The organism is Pseudomonas sp. F-14 TE3623, from assembly GCF_053629015.1.
On sequence record NZ_JBRJHM010000001.1, the window covers coordinates 5,018,175 to 5,033,072 of the forward strand.

Below are 14,898 nucleotides of genomic sequence, written 5' to 3' on the forward strand. Positions count from 1 at the left end.
ACAGTTTAGATTTCGATCATCATCCTAAATACTAGCAATCACCAACGGGCACGGAACAAACACCCATGAGCGACCAGAATCTGTTTATCCCTTACACGCTTGGCACACTGAAACTGTCAAACCGCGTGGTTCTCGCCCCGCTGACGCGCAATCGCGCCGGAAAAGGCTTTGTACCGAGTGAATTTGCTGCTGCCTATTACAGCCAGCGAGCCAGCGCGGGCTTGCTGATTTCCGAAGCCTCGCAGATCTCACAGCAGGGACAGGGCTATCAGGACACGCCAGGCATTTACACACCGGCTCAGATAGAGGGATGGCGCAAGGTGACCGATGCCGTGCACGCCAAGGGCGGGAGGATTTTCCTGCAACTGTGGCATGTGGGCCGTGTTTCCCACGTCGATCTTCAACAGCAAGGTGCGGCGCCGGTAGCCCCTTCCGCGCTTCGTCCCGCGACCAAGGTGTTCGTCAACAACCGCTTCGAGGACGTTTCCGAGCCGCGAGCGCTGGAGGCTGACGAACTGCCGGGCATCGTCAACGATTTCCGCCAAGCGGCGGCAAACGCCATTGCGGCAGGCTTCGATGGCGTAGAAATCCACGGCGCAAACGGCTATTTGCTGGATCAGTTCATCAAGGACGGCTCCAACCTGCGTACTGATGCCTACGGCGGCTCGATCGCAAACCGTGCGCGTCTGCTGCTGGAAGTGACGGCTGCCGTGGCCGCCGAGATTGGTGCTGATCGCACGGGCATTCGCCTTTCGCCTGTCTCGCCGGCCAATGGTGTATCAAGCAGTGATCCACAGGCTCAGTTCGATTACATCGTCGACCAACTCAATGCCCTGGACATCGTTTATTTGCACGTCGTCGAAGGCGCGACCGGTGGGCCACGCGACGTGGCGCCCTTTGATTTCGGCGCCTTGCGTCTGCGCTTCAAGAACACCTACATCGCCAACAATGGCTATGACCTGGGCCTGGCCACGGAACGCCTTGCGCATGACAAGGCCGACCTGATCGCCTTTGGCCGTCCTTTTATCGGCAACCCTGATCTGGTGGAGCGGCTCAAAACCGGTGCGCCACTGTCCGCCTTTGACCCTTCCACACTCTACGGCGGCGGTGCGGCGGGATACATCGACTACCCGACGCTTGCCGAATCCAGCGCTGTCGCGAACCAGGCACAAGCTGCTCGGGCCTGATTTTGATCGTGCATCCATCCCCATTCATGTTCCCGAAAAAAGAGCTGACATCATGACTACTCGCCCTACCGTTCTCATCACTGGCGCTTCCACTGGCATCGGCGCGGTTTACGCCGAGCGTTTCGCCCAACGTGGGCATGATCTGGTGTTGGTCGCCCGCGACCACTCGCGCCTGGAAACACTCGCCGCAAAGTTGCGTGGCGAACACAACGTCGCCATTGAAGTACTTCAGGCCGACCTGACTCAACTCAGCGACCTGCACACTGTCGAAGCGCGCCTGCGGGATGACGCGCGCATCGGCATCCTCGTCAACAATGCCGGCGCCGCACAGTCAGGCACCTTCATCGAGCAAAGCACCGACAGCGTTGCGCAACTGGTGGCCCTCAACACCACTGCGCTGGTGCGACTCGCCAGCGCCATCGCGCCACGCCTGGCCAAAGCAGGTGAAGGCGCGATCATCAACATTGGTTCGGTGGTGGGTCTGGCGCCTGAGTTCGGGATGTCGGTCTATGGGGCGACCAAGGCGTTTGTGCTGTTCCTTTCCCAAGGCCTGAGCCTGGAACTTTCGCCTCAGGGTGTTTATGTGCAAGCCGTACTGCCCGCCGCCACCCGCACGGAGATTTGGGACCGCGCTGGTATCGACATCAACACCTTGAGCGAAATCATGGAAGTGGATGATCTGGTCGATGCCGCACTGGTCGGCTTCGACCGCCGCGAACCGGTGACCATTCCTCCATTGCAAGAAGGCGAGCGCTGGGATGCCCTGCAAACCGCACGTCAGGGTCTTTTGTCGCAGATCAGACAGTCCGCCGTGGCGCAACGCTATTTGACTCAAGTCTGAACCCTGTCGAGCAGGTCGGCCTCGCCCCGCAATCGGACGCAATAAACATGACTCTTTTGGCTAGAAGCAATCATCCAGGTTCGCAGTCGTCATTTATCAACGCAGCGAACCAGTCGGTTCTGGTTGGCGGGATACCTTTCGCCTATCGTGATCTGGGACCCAGAACGCAGGTCCCGCTGGTCATGTTCAACCATTGGGGGGCAGTGCTGGATAACTTTGACCCCTGGATCATTGATGGTCTGGCAAAAAACCGGCGTGTCATCACCACCGATTACCGCGGTATCGGTGGCTCGGGCGGCGCCGCGCCATTGACCGTCGGTGAGATGGCTGACGATGCCATCGGCTTTATTCGTGCGTTGGGTTTGGACAAGGTTGACCTGCTCGGCTTTTCACTCGGCGGCTTCGTCGCTCAAGACATCGCCCTGAAAGCACCCGAACGCGTGCGCAGGCTGATCCTCACCGGAACCGGACCGGCCGGCGGCACAGGTATCGACAACGTCGGCTCGGTGACCTGGCCGTTAATGATCAAGGGTCTGCTGACGCTACGAGATCCCAAGTTCTACCTGTTCTTTACCACCACGGCCAACGGACAACGCGCCGCGTCCGAGTATTTGCAACGATTGAAAGAGCGCCGGCAAGACCGGGACAAAGGCCCGACACCCCGCGCGTTTTTACGGCAATTGAAAGCCATTACTGCGTGGGGCAAGCAGGCGCCGCAAGAACTCGGTCGCCTGCATATGCCGACGCTGATAGCCAACGGAGACAACGACATCATGGTGCCCACTGTCAACTCGCTTGAGCTGGCAAAGCGAATCCCCAACGCGCAACTGATCATTTACCAGGACGCCGGGCACGGCAGCATTTTCCAGCACCATACCGATTTCGTGGCCAAGGCTTTGGCGTTCCTCGACGCCTGACAGCCTGAACGTCTCATCGAATCAACGTTGCCGGGGCCGCGCCCTATTCTCATTCCACCAATAAGAGCAGCTGCAACATGAAGGCATTTTTTATCGACCGCTACGGCAAGCAGAACGGAATGATTGGCGAAGTGCCCGACCCTGCGGTCGGTGAGCATGACGTTCTGATCCAGGTGCATGCAACGAGCGTGAACCCGTTGGACTCGAAGATCAGAACCGGGGAATTCAAACTGATCCTGCCCTATACATTTCCATTGGTATTGGGCAATGACCTGGCGGGTGTGGTCGTTCGCACGGGCTCGGCGGTGAAGCGATTCAAGCCAGGAGATGAAGTCTATGCACGCCCTCCCGAGGATCGGATCGGGACGTTTGCCGAACTGATCGCCGTGAACGAAAACGCGCTCGCGCTGAAACCCTCGAATCTCGACATGGCCGAAGCGGCTTCCATCCCCTTGGCCGCCTTGACGACCTGGCAGGTGCTGGTTGAGACCGCCCAGGTGAAAAAAGGCCAGAAGGTGTTGATTCATGCCGGATCCGGCGGTGTCGGCACGTTTGCCATCCAGCTCGCCAAACACCTCGGCGCCTTCGTTGCGACGACCACCAGTACGGCGAATGTCGAATGGGTGAAGGCGCTCGGGGCGGATGTGGTCATCGATTACAAACAGCAGGATTTTGCAAACGAGTTGCGCGATTTCGACGTGGTGTTGAACAGCCTCGGCGCCGATGTACTGGAGAAATCGGTCAAGGTTCTCAAGCCTGGCGGACAGCTCATTTCCCTCTCCGGACCACCGACAGCAGAATTTGCCCAAGAGCAAGGCTTGTCCTGGATGCTACGGCAAGTCATGCGCCTGCTGAGCAGCGGTATTCGTAGAAAAGCCCGCAAGCATGGGGTGAGCTATGCATTTTTGTTTATGCGTGCCGACGGGGTACAACTGCAAAAAATCACCTCGCTTATCGAAGCTGGCGTCCTCAAACCGGTCATCGATCGTTCCTTCCCTTTTGAATCGACTGCAGAGGCGTTGCGGTACGTCGAGCAGGGCAGATCAAAAGGCAAAGTCACCATAACAATCCAATAAGCGCACTACAAAAAATGTCCGTAGATAACGTGCATGCCGCCAAGTATCACATTCCAGCGCCTGAACCAGAGGACCAGCCACCGCACAACAGACACACGCAGGAGCAGGTGCAACCGGAAGTCGCACCTCTAGAAAAGCCGATGATCATTTGGCGTAGCTTGATGCTGGAGCAGTAACGAGAAATGGTTGAAGCCACTCCTCAATCGAAACAATGCTTACTTCGCCACAAGCTCGTAGCGAATGGCAGGTTTGCATCAAAAGCGGATGTAGGCCGAACGTCCAGGCCGATAGCCGCCTGTCACGACGACCAGAAAAGCGACCCAAAGCAGCTGCTTGCAGATCATCCCCCCGGGCCGTTCACGCTCATTCTTGATCCATAACCTCGGCCACCCCCCGATCCTCACCCAGGAATCCGCCACTCTGGTGGTGCCACAGCCGTGCATAGATGCCATTCTTGGCGAGCAATTCGGTATGGGTGCCCTGTTCGATGATGCGTCCATCATCCATGACAATAAGTCGATCCATCGCCGCAATCGTGGACAGCCGATGGGCGATGGCGATGACGGTTTTGCCCTCCATCATTTCATCGAGGCATTCCTGAATGGCCACTTCGACTTCCGAATCCAGCGCGCTGGTAGCCTCGTCAAGTAGCAGGATCGGGGCGTTCTTGAGCATCACTCGGGCAATCGCGACGCGCTGGCGCTGACCGCCCGAAAGCTTGATGCCGCGCTCGCCCACCAGGGTGTCGTAGCCGGTATGACCTTGCCGGTCGCTCAGTTGGCTGATGAACCCATCAGCTTGAGCATTGGCCGCGGCGCTGCGGATTTGCGCGTCGGTCGCGTCGGGACGGCCGTAGGCGATGTTGTCGCGAATGGAACGGTGCAGCAGGGAAGTGTCTTGGGTGACCATGCCGATGGCGGCGCGCAGGCTGTCTTGCGTCACTTGTGCGATGTTTTGACCGTCGATGCGAATCTCCCCGCTGTCGACGTCATAGAAGCGCAGCAGCAAGTTGATGAGCGTGGATTTGCCGGCGCCAGAGCGGCCAACCAGGCCGATTTTTTCGCCCGGGCGGATGCTCAGGCTCAGGCCATTGAGCACCTGGCGTTCGCCATTGTAATTGAAGCTCACATTATCGAAGGTTACTGCGCCGCCAGAGGTCACTAGCATGCCCGCCCCCGGCGCATCCTGTACCTTGGCGCCCAGGGTCAGCGTCGCCATGCCATCCTGTACGGTGCCGATGCTCTCGAACAGCGAGGTCATTTGCCACATGATCCAGTGCGACATGCCATTGATACGCAACGCCATGGCGGTAACTGCCGCCACGGCGCCGGCGCCGACCTCACCCTGGTGCCATAGCCACAGCGCATAACCACCTGCTGCCATGATCAACGCCACCACCAATGCCTGGTTGACGATCTCGAACTGGCTGACCAGGCGCATCTGACGGAAGCCGGTTTGCTTAAAGTCCTCCATCGCTGCACGCGCAAAGTGCGCTTCTCGATTGGAGTGGGAGAACAGCTTCACCGTAGTGATGTTGGTGTAGGCGTCCGAAATACGCCCGGTCATCATCGACCGCGCATTGGCCTGTTCCTGCCCGACTGCCCCCAAGCGAGGCACGAAGTACAGCATGGCCAGCCCGAACAACACGATCCAGGCTACGAAAGGCAGCATCAGCTTCAGTGCGAAGCCGCCGGCCAGTGCAATGATTGCGATGAAATACACCCCGATCCCGGGTGCGATTTCGATAAGGGTGAACAGCACGTCGCGCACGGCCAGCGCAGTCTGCATCACCTTGGTGGTGACCCGGCCGGAGAACTCATCGGAAAAAAACGAAAGGCTTTGCCGCAGCATCAGGCGGTGGAAGTCCCAACGCAGCCGCAACGGCAGATTGATCGCCAATATCTGGTGCTGCACCATGGTACGCAACGTTACCAGTCCGATGCTGGCCACCATTACGATGCCCATGCCCCACAACACGCGACTTTCCTGCGCGGCCGCATCACCACCTGCCTGCCAGGTCGAGAGCAAATCCACGACCTGCCCAAGGAAAGAAAACAACCAGGCTTCGTAGATAGACACACCGGCACTGAGCAGCGCAAACGCAAGGATATAGCGGCGGGCGCCCCGTGTGCATGCCCAAAGAAACCGAGCCAGGCCTTCGGGTGGCGGTGGTACCTCGTCGGGCGGAAAGGGGTCGAGTCTTTGTTCAAATGCGCGAAGCATGGTGGTCTCCGAAACGATCAAGTTAAGGGGATTCTGCCATTTAAAGGTAGCTCTGAGGGTTATGTGAAGTGATGGGTATGGCTCTATTGGCCCGATTGCTGTCGGTTGCCAAACAGTTGGCAGGGCGATCAATGTCATTCATGAGCATTAGCCGACCGCAGTCTGACGCATCCAGGCACTGCATTGAAAAGTACGGAATTCCCTACGGTAGCGGGTGACTGTAGGAGCTGTGGAAGGCTCGGGCCGGGGATGTATCACGCTACTGCTCGCGAAGCGCGCACTTTCTCGTATCGCGAGAATCCGATCTTGATGCCGACCAGAATGGGGGCGGCGATTACAAAAAGCAGGGCCACTGCGATGAACGCAGTGTCGAAGGCAATCACCGTGGACTGACTTGTCACTAACCGGCCCAGAAGGCTCGTCGCTGCCCGGCCAGCGGCCACTGCATCCATTCCTTTCGCGTTCAGCATGGCTGTCGTGGTCGTCATCCGTTCGATGACCGCGGCCCCGCCTGGGGTGACGTTGGCGCCGAGGACCACGGCATTGGTGACGACGTTATGGTCGATCAGGGTCTGCAGCCCTGCGACTCCAATAAGGCCACCTAGCTGGCGACCCGTATTGAAAAGGCCTATTCCGCTAGCGAGGTTTCGGCTGTTGAGGTGGCTGAAAGCGATCAGCGTGATCGATAGAAACAGGAAGCCAAGCCCCAGGCCGCGCAACAGGATGGCGACCATCATGTCGTCCGCGCCGCTTTCGCTGGTCGAACCGGACAGCATCCACATCGCAACCATGATCATCAGGATTCCAAAGGGCACCGTGGCGAACGGCGCAACGCGGCGGGCCTGCATGAGCCAAGCAGATATGAGAAGCGCGCCGACAAAAAACGCGCCACTGGGCAACAGCAGCTGACCGGCATCGGTAGGCGTGAATCCGAGGACCGACAGGGCGAACGCTGGGATCAGGAACGCGCTGCCGAACAAGGCGGCGCCGGCAACAAAACTGACGATAAAAGCGAAGGAAAAATCGCTCGATTTGAACAGGGTGAAGTCCAGCAGCCCCTGCCCTTTGGCCAACACTTGTTGACCGAGAAATGCCAGCAGAGCGGCTGCGCCGATCACGGTTAGCCACAGGATGCGAGGCTCCTCGAACCAGTCCCATCGGCTGCCCTGGCTGAGAACGTAGGTGAAACAGAACAGGGTGGCGGAGATCAGCGAGAAGCCGATCCAGTCAAACGGACGGCGCCGGACCTTGGCAGGCATTGGGCTGCCTGCGATCAGTACAAGTCCGCTAGCCGCCAAGGCAATCGGAACAATGCTGAAGAAGATCCATGTCCAGGATTGGCTATCGATCAACCACCCTTGAAGCGCCGGGGCGAGCGTCGCGGGCGCAACAACGGAGCCCATGGCAAACAGGGCCTGGAGGATTGGCTGAAGGGACCGTGGAAAAGCGCGAAAGATGATCGCCTGGCCCCCAACCAGCAGGGTGCCGCCAGCGAAGCCCTGAATCACCCGAAGTGCAACCAGCAGATCCAGCCGAGCGGTGATGGCGGCAATGCCGCACGCCAGGCCCATGACCAGGGTTGAGCTGATCATCACATGACGCGGATTAAAACGCTTCAGCAGCCAAGGGGCGGTCATGAACCCGATCAGCTTGAGCGCGATGTAGCCGATATCCAGCCAGGCAAACTCATCAGGCGTTGCATAGGTGTCGCCGATGATGTCGCTGCGTCCGAGCGACAGAACGGTGCTGGCGATCGCTTCCGTCAGAGTGGCAAGGACGATGCCCGCCATGAGCAGGACACCGGTCGTAGCGCTGGCGTTGCTCCGCGTGGCGCTGGCAACCGTGCTCATGAGCCCTCCCCTTGCGCAACCTCGACACGCGCGGACAGGCCAGGGACGATACGACCCGGCAACGGGTTATGGGCAAGGCGGATCTTTACCGGAACCCGCTGCACAACACGCACAAAGTTTCCTGTTGCATTGTCTGTGGGCAGCAAGCTAAACGCCGACCCGCTACCCGGTGCAAAGCTGTCGACCACGCCTTCAAGTACCTTGTTGGGGTAGCCGTCGACCGTAATGCGTACGTGCTGACCGGGGCGGATATGTTCGAGCTGGGTTTCCTTGAAATTCGCCACGACCCACACATCATTGACCGGCACGATATCGAGCAACGAAACGCCCGGCGTAACGAACCGGCCGACGCGGACCTGACGGTTACCGATAACGCCATCAACAGGCGCGTGTACCACGGTGCTGTCGAGATCGATCTGGGCGAGATCGCGCGCGGCCTGTGCCTGCGCCACAGCAGCAACGGCAGCTTCTCGCTGGGCCACAAGGACGGTGATGCGTTGCTGTTGAGCCTCGACCGTTGCCGAAGCCGCCGAGACCGTCGCCTCGGCTCTGGATTGTGCCGTGCCGGTTTCATCGACGAGGGCCTGGCTGACTGCGTTGCTGACGATCAGTTTGCGGCTGCGATCATGGGTCTTGGTTGCCAGATTCATCTCGGCGGAGGCCGAGCGTCGCTGGGCTTCGGCCTGTCGAATCAGGCTACGCTGAAGCTGGGTTTCGGCATCGACATGGGTCAGGCGAGCCTGGGCAGCGGCGACATTGGCAACCGCCTGTGCGAGCCGTGCGCGATAGTCCCGATCGTCAATCCGGAACAGGACATCCCCCGCCCGGACGGTCTGGTTGTCCTCGACCTCTACCGCCGTGACATAGCCGGCAACCTTGGCGGCGATCGAGGTGAGGTCGCCGCGCACATAAGCGTTATCAGTGGAGGTCGAACCGCTCGAAAACGCCATGGCCCATCCGCCCGCCAAGACCACCACGGCGCCGATGCACAGCAGGATGCCGATCATCTTTTTCTTGCTATGCCGCGCCGCCACAATCTCGTCGCTTGCGCCGGTGGCAATGGCGGCCTTGTCCTGAAGCGAGTTCATGTTCTTGTTTCCTGTTCAATGCCAAGGACCTACAACAACCGCAGGACGGCAGTGACCTGCCGCCCGGCTGTCGCGCGTCGATGAGCGCGTTGATCGGCTCACTTTTTGATGGGTGTGACGAGCTCCTTTTCGTTGCTGTCGAGGACGAACACGGCCAGCAGGTGTGCGGGTTTCGTGTCGCTGGCGTTCGCGCTGACTTCGTGCACGGAGCCCGGCTCCTCTACGAAGTTTTCGCCGACGTTGTAGATCTTTTCCGGCTCGCCTTTGACTTTGATGCGAAACGAGCCCTCCAGGACCGTTGCATAAATGAAGGCCGTTTTCGGATGGGTGTGGGACGGCGACGCGGCGCCCGGCCCGTACTCGACCAACACGCCCTTCATGCTCTTGCCAGGGAGGTTGGGAATGGGCCGGTCGAATACGACCGTCACCTTGCCTGCGGGCGGCTCGGCGGCCGACGCTGCGCTGATCGACAGCGCCGCGAAGACAGCGGCCAAGAGATATCGGGTAAACATGGCAATGCTCCTTGGTGGATATGTTTTTACGGTGAGCGCGTTACCGAGCCGTCGACTGACCGAGCCAGTCCTCGAAGCGGATCGCGCCCAGGCGCGAGTTCTTGCCGGGCGTCAGCGATTGATCGTCGAGCACCGAACCGAAGTAGCGCGCATGCACGTCCGGCACGACCTTGCGCGTGTCCTGGGTTGCCCGCAGAAAGCGCCTGACCAGTTCGTCGAGTGGCATGGCCTCGGGACCGGCGACTTCGACCGTGCCATTGACCGGCGTTGCCAGCGTGACCTCGGCGAGCGCCGCGACCACGTCGTCGGACGCCATCGGCTGGATCAGCGCCGGCGCCAGGCAAATCTCTTCACCAACGGTGGCTGCCTGCGCAATGCCGCCGACAAACTCGAAGAACTGCGTGGCGCGCAGGATGGTGTAAGGAATGCCGGACGCCTTGATGAGGTTTTCCTGCGCGACCTTGGCCCGGAAATAGCCATTCTCGGGAAGCCGTTCACTGCCGACGATCGACAGGGCAACGTGATGGCGAACGCCAGCAGCCGCTTCGGCAGCCAGCAGGTTACGACTCGACGTTTCGAAGAAATCGAGAACGGCCTGGTCTTCCCACGAAGGCGCGTTCGCCACATCGACAACGACATCGGCGCCATCCATCGCTTGGGCCAGGCCCTCGCGGGTGATGCTATTCACGCCCGTGCTGGGGGCGGCTGCGAGCGCGTCATGGCCGCGCTCGCGGAGGATATTCACAAGTTTCGATCCGATGAGGCCGGTGCCTCCAATGACGACGATCTTCATGGTTTCTCTCCGTTTCTCGACTGCAACCATTGCCGTCGATGTAGATTCAGAGTGCCAGCGCGTGTCAGGGAAGTCCTTGTACCGGCCTTGGGTTTGCCTTCAAGGAAGCTTGGTTTTTCGTCCAGAAAAACAGTTATTCGACGGGTATCCCTTGCCGCGGGCGCTGCCGTATTATCGATACCACTTACCCATCGCCAGCTCGGACACGGAGTCGGGGGCGCTCGACCAGGGGATCCTCACCTTGCCATTCGTGTTTGAAGACTACGTGCTCGATCAAGAGCGCCGGGAACTGACCTTGCGCGGACACGTGGTTGCTGTCGGGCCGCAGGTCTTTGATCTATTGCTGCAACTCGTCAGCAACCGCGATCGCGTCGTCAGCAAGGACGACCTGCTCAACGCCGTGTGGAGCGGCCGGATCGTCTCGGAATCGACCATCACCAGCCACATCAACGCGGTGCGCAAGGCCATCGGCGATACCGGCGAAGAGCAGCGCCTGGTGCGCACGGTCCCCCGTAAGGGCTATCGCTTCGTCGGCGAGATCAAGGTGGATGAGGTCGGGGAAACGCGACAGCCTGACATCGAAGAACCCACGCCCGTGGACCTGAAGCAAACGCCTCCGCCCACGCTCGTCCTGCCGGACAAACCCTCCATTACGGTCCTGCCCTTCCAGAACCTGAGCGGCGATCCGGAGCAGGAATATTTCGCCGACGGCATGGTGGAGGACATCATCGCCGCCCTGTCGCGTATCCGCTGGCTGTTCGTCATCGCGCGCAATTCAAGCTTTACCTACAAGGGTCGGGACGTGGACGTCCAGGGCGTCGGCCAGACGCTCGGCGTGCGCTACGTGTTGGAAGGTAGCGTGCGCAAGTCCGGGAACAAGATACGCATCACCGGGCAACTCATCGACGCGACGACCGGGACGCATATCTGGGCGGAGCGCTTCGAAGGAATGCTCCACGACATCTTCGAGCTGCAGGATCAAATCGCCGAAAGCGTCGTCGGCGCCATAGCACCGCAGCTGGAACGGGCGGAAATCGAGCGCGCCAAGCGCAAACCGACGGAAAGCCTGGACGCATACGATTATTACCTGCGCGGCATGGCCAAACTGCACAACGGCACCCGCGAAGCCATCGAGCAAGCGCTGCCGTTGTTCTACAAAGCCATCGAGCTCGATCCGGAGTTTGCATCGGCCTATGGCATGGCAGCCTGGTGCCACTTCTGGCGCAAGTTGAATGGCTGGATGACCGATCGGACTCAAGAAATCGCCGAGGGCGCACGACTTGCGCGTTTAGCGGTGGAGCTCGGCCGGGATGATGCGGTGGCGCTGACGCGAGCCGGACATGCACTTGCCCATCTCGCCGGCGATGTCGATGGCGGCATCGCCCTGCTCGACAGGGCACGCCTGCTCAACCCCAACCTCGCCCCCGCCTGGTTCCTGGGCGGTATCCTGCGCGCACTGCGCGGTGAAACAGACGCCGCCATTGAGCATCTGACCCATGCCGTTCGCTTGAGCCCGCTGGATCCGGAAATGTTCAGGATGCAAGTCGGGATGGCGCTCGCGCACTTCGTCGCCGGGCGCTTCGATGCCGCTTCTGATTGGGCGGAAAAGGCGCTGAGGAACCTGCCCTGCCTCCTGGCATCGGTTGCCCTGATCGCGGCCAGTCACGCACTCAGCGGACGCATGGACAAAGCGAAGCAAGCGATGCAGCGTTTGCACGAGCTGGATCCGTCTTTGCGTGTTTCCAACCTGAAGGACTGGTTGCCAATCCAGCGTCCTGAGGATTTTGCGCGGTTTGCTGATGGGTTGCGGCTGGCTGGGTTGCCTGAGTGACTGCGGTTCGGTGAGCTGCGAATTGCTTGCTAAAACCAACGCGGGAATTCCCTACCGTAGATACCGTCTAGAACCTCACCGAGCAAGCGCAAGTTTCGGGACAAATGGTCGGCCAGATTTGGACATTCAGAAACCGCGCACCAGGTAGGCTCCTGAGGGAACTCGATATCGCAGCTTCTTGCATTTGCCGGGTGCAGGCTGATGCCCCGGCGGACGATCAGGAAACCAGATTCGGCATTTGCCCGGAGGCGGCATATGGCCGCGGGGAATCTCAACCTCAGCGTATGCCCGCTCTGGCTCGACATTAGCCATTTGCAATTTTCCTTCGGGCCCGGCTCTGCCAGCCGTCGGTGCATCCGAAACCCGATCTGTCTCTGCGCTAGCGAAGTTGCCAGCGTCGCGCCCAGTGTCCGGAGTGGATTGCTCAACAGCCGCCATTTCCACTTCGCGGCGCCTTTGGGTCTCCTCTTCCAGCCCCTTCTGTACCGCGACCAGGTCCTCTTTGGCATTGGGTGGGGTCCCCGAAGACCGGGCCTGCTGCGCCGCCTGGATCAATTGGAAGTTGCGGTTGCGCAACTCGACGTTGCGACCAACCCGCATGTTCGAGCGCACCGCCAAGGTTTCAGCCTGCTGGTACTCCCCCTGCTGAAGACGCAACACACCGAGGTAATGCAGAGTCGCGGGATTGTTCGGCTGGATATGCAGGGCACGCTCCAGCGTGGCGGCGGCCTGGTCCAATTGGCCATTTTCATACTGCCGCGAGGCTGTTTCGATCAGGGCGGTTGATGCGCTGTTGCTTTGCGCGGGCGCTCTTCGCTCGGCAGCGACAGAACAAAACGACGCGACGGTGCAGAACACCAGGATGAGGCCGGGCAGAAAACTCTTGGTTGGCATCAGGGGGCGGACTCGACTGAACTCGCAGGCACTGCCGTAAAACAGACCACAGCGCTGCTCGGCATTCCCGATATAGGGCCGCTATTGACCTGGCCAATACCCTGAAGTTCCTGCTGCAACGGCCGTCACAACCAGCATCAGCTGCACTTCACGCAGGGCAAAAAGCGGCCAAAAGTGGACATCGAGATAGCAAATTTCAAAGAAGAATGCCTTTGGCTATTTAAGCAGCGCCCCCCTAGAACTTTTCCTTATTTATCGGTCTATTTGGATAGGCACATCCGCTCGGTAAGCGCGAACCCGCAGGCTCCCGCAGTCAGATGGCCACACGCCCAGTTATCAATCAGAGGTTGCCTTCGCTCATGAAATTCCATGACCCACGGATGGTGCTCTTCGGCCTGTTCGCATTCGCGGCAGTGGGCTCGGCATCAGCAACGCAGATGAAGACCTCAACCCCTGTTATCGCAACTGAAGTCGCAGTAGTTCAGGTTCCGGTCCAGTCTGCCGGCAACCCTTGGCCGACCTTGGCCAGTATGGCCGACAAGCAGCCAGGGCCGTTGCTTGCCCATGATGACCGATACTGGCATGAACACCGTCGGCATGATCGTAGAGACCATTGGCGCCGAGACGACTGGCGTAGAGATAACTGGCGTAGAGAGCAAGCCCGCCGAGAAGCAGAACGCCATCGTGATTGGGAACGCCGTCAAGATCGGGCCATGCGGTACCGCTACGAAGACGATCACCGCTACTATCGTCGCTAGCGCGACGCCACGGGATCAACCGCCTGCAACACATCGCTGATGGGTTGCGGCTGGTTGGGTTGCCGGAGTGACTGCGGTGCGGTGAACTGCGAAGGGCTGACCGTAGGAGCTGCCGAAGGCTGCGATCTTTTGATCTTCCGATCTGAAAAACAAAAAAGCCCCGCCCCACCTAAATGGGACAGAGCTTCTTACTACACATCACGCTGAAACAACGCCCTCACCTACTCCTGCGGATCGACCTGATCCAACACCCGCTTCACCCGTGTTCCGCTGCCAACATTGACCTGAACTGAGAAATGATCTCTGAAGATAGCCCGGCAGCTTCGAACACTGCGCAGGTGAAGCTAACGGGCGCAGGGCCTGGAGCAGTTATGATGCGGTCGGCAATCACAGCGACTGGACTGTTTCGATAAAGCGTGCGCCCTTCATAACCTACGACATTCTGTTGTAAGAAGTCAGCGCTGTTCGAGGTATGAGGAACCGTGTCGAGAAGCCCGGCCCTCGCAAGTGCCAGCGTTCCCCCACAGATACCGGCAATTGTCGCTCCACTTGAACGACTAGCATGAAGAAAGTCCCGAATGTCCGGTGCATCTGCATGCTCCCAGATCATTCCACCGATGACGACAACAACGTCCGGCTTCCAGTCCAGGCATTGTTGCAAGTTGCTATCCACAGTTACAGCCAGTCCCCCCTGCGAGCGGAACTGCCCCGTGGCAGAAGCGAAAAACCTGACGTCGATCCCGTAAAACGGGGATGCGGTTCCTGCAATAAAAGCGTATTCCCAGTCCGCAAAACCGGGTGTCAGTATCAAACCCACGCGTGCCATCAGTCAGAATCCTCCATGAATGCCAATAACATATGGTGACAATTGAAAATGTTGAGGAGACCGCGGCCAGGCTGGCAACATTGCGTCGCAAATGACATGCCT

Annotated in this window: 13 protein-coding genes; 6 read left to right on the forward strand and 7 right to left on the reverse strand. The window is 59.5% G+C overall.

All coding sequences use genetic code 11. The features are described from left to right. Nucleotides 1-65 precede the first annotated feature (65 nt). From AB7M29_RS23440 to AB7M29_RS23455, 4 genes are all read left to right on the forward strand, one after another. Nucleotides 66-1,187: an alkene reductase gene (locus AB7M29_RS23440; RefSeq protein WP_454248096.1), complete on the forward strand. Its 1,122-nt coding sequence runs from the start codon at nt 66-68 to the stop codon at nt 1,185-1,187. Between the two features lie 52 nt (nt 1,188-1,239). After that, nucleotides 1,240-2,028, forward strand: a complete 789-nt coding sequence (locus AB7M29_RS23445; RefSeq protein WP_454248097.1) for an SDR family NAD(P)-dependent oxidoreductase — start codon at nt 1,240-1,242, stop codon at nt 2,026-2,028. Between the two features lie 47 nt (nt 2,029-2,075). Continuing rightward, nucleotides 2,076-2,945, forward strand: coding sequence for an alpha/beta fold hydrolase (locus AB7M29_RS23450; RefSeq protein ID WP_454248098.1), 870 nt, complete (start codon nt 2,076-2,078; stop codon nt 2,943-2,945). 77 nt (nt 2,946-3,022) lie between these two features. Further along, nucleotides 3,023-4,021: an NADP-dependent oxidoreductase gene (locus AB7M29_RS23455; protein ID WP_454248099.1), complete on the forward strand. Its 999-nt coding sequence runs from the start codon at nt 3,023-3,025 to the stop codon at nt 4,019-4,021. Nucleotides 4,022-4,384: 363 nt separating this feature from the next. On the opposite strand, the gene AB7M29_RS23460 is transcribed toward AB7M29_RS23455, so the two are convergent. The 5 genes from AB7M29_RS23460 to AB7M29_RS23480 form a co-directional block, all read right to left on the reverse strand. Then, nucleotides 4,385-6,244 carry an ABC transporter ATP-binding protein gene (locus AB7M29_RS23460; protein WP_454248100.1) on the reverse strand — a complete coding sequence of 620 codons (1,860 nt, stop codon included), beginning with the start codon at nt 6,242-6,244 and terminating at the stop codon, nt 4,385-4,387. A gap of 254 nt (nt 6,245-6,498) precedes the next feature. Next, entirely contained in the window at nt 6,499-8,094 is a 1,596-nt protein-coding gene (locus AB7M29_RS23465) for a DHA2 family efflux MFS transporter permease subunit (RefSeq protein ID WP_454248101.1), read from the reverse strand. Continuing rightward, nucleotides 8,091-9,182 (reverse strand): HlyD family secretion protein, encoded by a 1,092-nt coding sequence (locus AB7M29_RS23470; RefSeq protein ID WP_454248102.1) that lies wholly within the window; start codon nt 9,180-9,182, stop codon nt 8,091-8,093. The genes AB7M29_RS23465 and AB7M29_RS23470 overlap by 4 nt, the downstream gene beginning before the upstream one ends. A 98-nt stretch (nt 9,183-9,280) precedes the next feature. Further along, nucleotides 9,281-9,694, reverse strand: coding sequence for a cupin domain-containing protein (locus tag AB7M29_RS23475; protein WP_454248103.1), 414 nt, complete (start codon nt 9,692-9,694; stop codon nt 9,281-9,283). A 40-nt stretch (nt 9,695-9,734) separates the two neighbouring features. Then, nucleotides 9,735-10,487, reverse strand: coding sequence for an SDR family oxidoreductase (locus AB7M29_RS23480; protein ID WP_454248104.1), 753 nt, complete (start codon nt 10,485-10,487; stop codon nt 9,735-9,737). Nucleotides 10,488-10,728: 241 nt separating this feature from the next. On the opposite strand from AB7M29_RS23480, the gene AB7M29_RS23485 reads away from it, so the two are divergent. After that, on the forward strand, nt 10,729-12,318 hold the full coding sequence (locus AB7M29_RS23485) for a winged helix-turn-helix domain-containing tetratricopeptide repeat protein (RefSeq protein WP_454248755.1): 1,590 nt from the start codon (nt 10,729-10,731) through the stop codon (nt 12,316-12,318). Between the two features lie 126 nt (nt 12,319-12,444). Here the strand turns inward: AB7M29_RS23485 and AB7M29_RS23490 are convergent, their stop codons facing one another. Beyond that, nucleotides 12,445-13,212 (reverse strand): tetratricopeptide repeat protein, encoded by a 768-nt coding sequence (locus AB7M29_RS23490; protein ID WP_454248105.1) that lies wholly within the window; start codon nt 13,210-13,212, stop codon nt 12,445-12,447. A 359-nt stretch (nt 13,213-13,571) separates the two neighbouring features. Between AB7M29_RS23490 and AB7M29_RS23495 the strand changes: the two genes are divergently transcribed. Beyond that, entirely contained in the window at nt 13,572-13,970 is a 399-nt protein-coding gene (locus tag AB7M29_RS23495) for a hypothetical protein (protein WP_454248106.1), read from the forward strand. Between the two features lie 256 nt (nt 13,971-14,226). Here the strand turns inward: AB7M29_RS23495 and AB7M29_RS23500 are convergent, their stop codons facing one another. Then, nucleotides 14,227-14,796, reverse strand: coding sequence for a DJ-1/PfpI family protein (locus AB7M29_RS23500; protein WP_454248107.1), 570 nt, complete (start codon nt 14,794-14,796; stop codon nt 14,227-14,229). Nucleotides 14,797-14,898: the final 102 nt, after the last annotated feature.

What these genes read in the sequence shown, in the direction of transcription:
- AB7M29_RS23480 (WP_454248104.1), bottom strand. Translation starts at nt 10,487, where the DNA reads ATGAAGATCGTCGTCATTGGAGGCACCGGCCTCATCGGATCGAAACTT.
- AB7M29_RS23475 (WP_454248103.1), bottom strand. Translation starts at nt 9,694, where the DNA reads ATGTTTACCCGATATCTCTTGGCCGCTGTCTTCGCGGCGCTGTCGATC.
- AB7M29_RS23500 (WP_454248107.1), bottom strand. Translation starts at nt 14,796, where the DNA reads ATGGCACGCGTGGGTTTGATACTGACACCCGGTTTTGCGGACTGGGAA.
- AB7M29_RS23455 (WP_454248099.1), top strand. Translation starts at nt 3,023, where the DNA reads ATGAAGGCATTTTTTATCGACCGCTACGGCAAGCAGAACGGAATGATT.
- AB7M29_RS23445 (WP_454248097.1), top strand. Translation starts at nt 1,240, where the DNA reads ATGACTACTCGCCCTACCGTTCTCATCACTGGCGCTTCCACTGGCATC.
- AB7M29_RS23495 (WP_454248106.1), top strand. Translation starts at nt 13,572, where the DNA reads ATGAAATTCCATGACCCACGGATGGTGCTCTTCGGCCTGTTCGCATTC.
- AB7M29_RS23450 (WP_454248098.1), top strand. Translation starts at nt 2,076, where the DNA reads ATGACTCTTTTGGCTAGAAGCAATCATCCAGGTTCGCAGTCGTCATTT.
- AB7M29_RS23465 (WP_454248101.1), bottom strand. Translation starts at nt 8,094, where the DNA reads ATGAGCACGGTTGCCAGCGCCACGCGGAGCAACGCCAGCGCTACGACC.
- AB7M29_RS23460 (WP_454248100.1), bottom strand. Translation starts at nt 6,244, where the DNA reads ATGCTTCGCGCATTTGAACAAAGACTCGACCCCTTTCCGCCCGACGAG.
- AB7M29_RS23490 (WP_454248105.1), bottom strand. Translation starts at nt 13,212, where the DNA reads ATGCCAACCAAGAGTTTTCTGCCCGGCCTCATCCTGGTGTTCTGCACC.
- AB7M29_RS23470 (WP_454248102.1), bottom strand. Translation starts at nt 9,182, where the DNA reads ATGAACTCGCTTCAGGACAAGGCCGCCATTGCCACCGGCGCAAGCGAC.
- AB7M29_RS23440 (WP_454248096.1), top strand. Translation starts at nt 66, where the DNA reads ATGAGCGACCAGAATCTGTTTATCCCTTACACGCTTGGCACACTGAAA.